The organism is Verrucomicrobiia bacterium (assembly GCA_035460805.1).
Lineage (GTDB): Bacteria > Patescibacteriota > UBA1384 > CAILIB01 > CAILIB01 > DATHWI01.
Genome location: DATHWI010000127.1, coordinates 1 through 1808, shown reverse-complemented (window position 1 = coordinate 1808; position 1808 = coordinate 1). Strand labels below are relative to the sequence as shown.

The window sequence follows — 1808 nt, the reverse complement described above, 5'->3', positions numbered from 1 at the left end:
ATAGGCTTCTTGTCGTCCCCTGTTACGCCACTGGAGTTGCTAGGGGTGGCGCGGATGGCATCGCGCTCATCGCTGAAGCCGCCGCTCGTTGCCTCCAGGGTGAGGGTGGATTTGACCCGCTTTGTCTTAGGGTCTACCACGTTGTACTTGTCGCTCATGACGTTGAGGAAGATGCCCTCGGGGTTGGAGCTGCCTGCAGCAAACGGACTGGTAGAGGAAATGCCTATGCCGCCGCTCTTGTCGCCAAAGAGCTGACCTAAGAGCTTGCCCACCCCGTAACCGATCAAGAGAACCGCACAGGTGGCAATAATGCCAAGGGTAAGTACGGTTTTCCCCTCGCGTTTAGCCAGGGTGATCCAAGAGCTGATATCCGTACCAGCAGTAGCCACCAGCTTGGAGATGTCCAGCGCGTCCTTTGCTGCGCGCGCAGCAAACTTGGCAGACTTGGCGCGAAGGCTGTTCGGGTCATCGCCGCCTAGGAACTTGGCAGCCGTATCAATTCCCATGGTCTTGGCGCCATACGCCAAATTATCCATGGAGCGCCCTTTAAGGTCCTTGGCGCCCGCCTTGGCTTTGACGCCGTTAGCCGTAATGCCCTGAACGGGAGGGACATTTGCAGGGTTACTAGCCGTTTTTTTTGCGTGGTAGCCCTTAATCCCCGTGTACGCTGCGTCCTTGGCAATTTTCTTGGTTGTCTTGGCGCCCGTGTGGACGTTCTGTGCCCGTAAGGAGTTGGGGTCCTCACCCTCCAGGTGCTCGGCTGCTGTGTCCACTGCGTAATCAATTCCCTTCCCTACAAGGTACTCAGGGTTCAGCTTGATGAACTCTGGTGTACCATCCGAAAAATCCCCCAATAGCTTGAAGTAGTCCTCAAGGCTCATTCCCTTATCGGGACGAGGAGTGGATTCGGGTTCTGGGGGTAGTAAATCGGGTGTCTCGGGCATGATGAGACGCCTAGGCTAAATGCCTTTGCGCATAGCCAAAAGCTGTTTTGGATCTGAAGTAATAATTTGATCCTCGGTATAAGAGGCAGTGATCTTTACAGCTACGTGGCTTAACCCGGCAAAGAACAGGCCCTCACCTACCGTGGCATTAATGAGCAAGTATTTTTCTTGTTCAGTGAGGTTGAACACGCCTGCCACCACATCTACTGACGACGTGGATTGTTTGAGCAGCACCTGCATGGCCGAGTTAGAGACCACCGCTTTCCCATACTTATTAGACAGGAAGTCCTCCACGTCTTGGGAGATAATGGTGAGTCCTAGGAAGTATTTGCGTGCACGCTTGGCCAAACCGTAGAGGAAGCGGGCTGAGTCTTCGTACTGCATCATCCACCAGGCTTCGTCTACCACCATGAGGCGGCGCTTCATCTCGCTCCGGACAGAGTTCCAGATGTAGTTAAGCACCATGAAGATGGCGATAGGGCGCAGCGCTTCTTCCAGGTCTCGTACAGAGAAGACCACAAGTCCCCCGGTAAGTTGGAAGTTGGTCGGTTGGTTGAAGAGGCTGGAGAAGGTTCCATCTACGTACTTGTTGAGCCGTAGGATAAGGTTTTCTGCTCCCCTGAGGTTTGCCAGTACTGCCACGAGGTCCGACATGAGCGGGGGAGGATTACGCCAAGTAGAAGGGTCTGACGTAATGTCCTTGAGGGCATATGACTCGTAGAGGGCCTTGTCCAAGATTGAGTCTTCTTCGGCCGTCATGCCGCCTGCCATGAGGCGGATAAGCCCGTGGAGCGTAGTGATGTTGGAGCGCAGCACATCTTCCGTTTCATCTTCGTTGTGGCTGGACAGGGGAAGGTCAAACGG

General features: G+C 54.5%; 2 protein-coding genes. Both read right to left on the bottom strand.

All coding sequences use genetic code 11. The annotated features are described in order from the left end of the window. Positions 1-944, bottom strand: a 944-nt coding sequence (locus VLA04_05530; protein ID HSI21128.1) for a hypothetical protein, incomplete at its 3' end; no start/stop codon positions are given. A 15-nt stretch (positions 945-959) separates the two neighbouring features. Beyond that, a partial coding sequence (locus VLA04_05525) for a conjugal transfer protein TraC (GenBank protein HSI21127.1) occupies positions 960-1808 on the bottom strand: 849 nt, incomplete at its 5' end.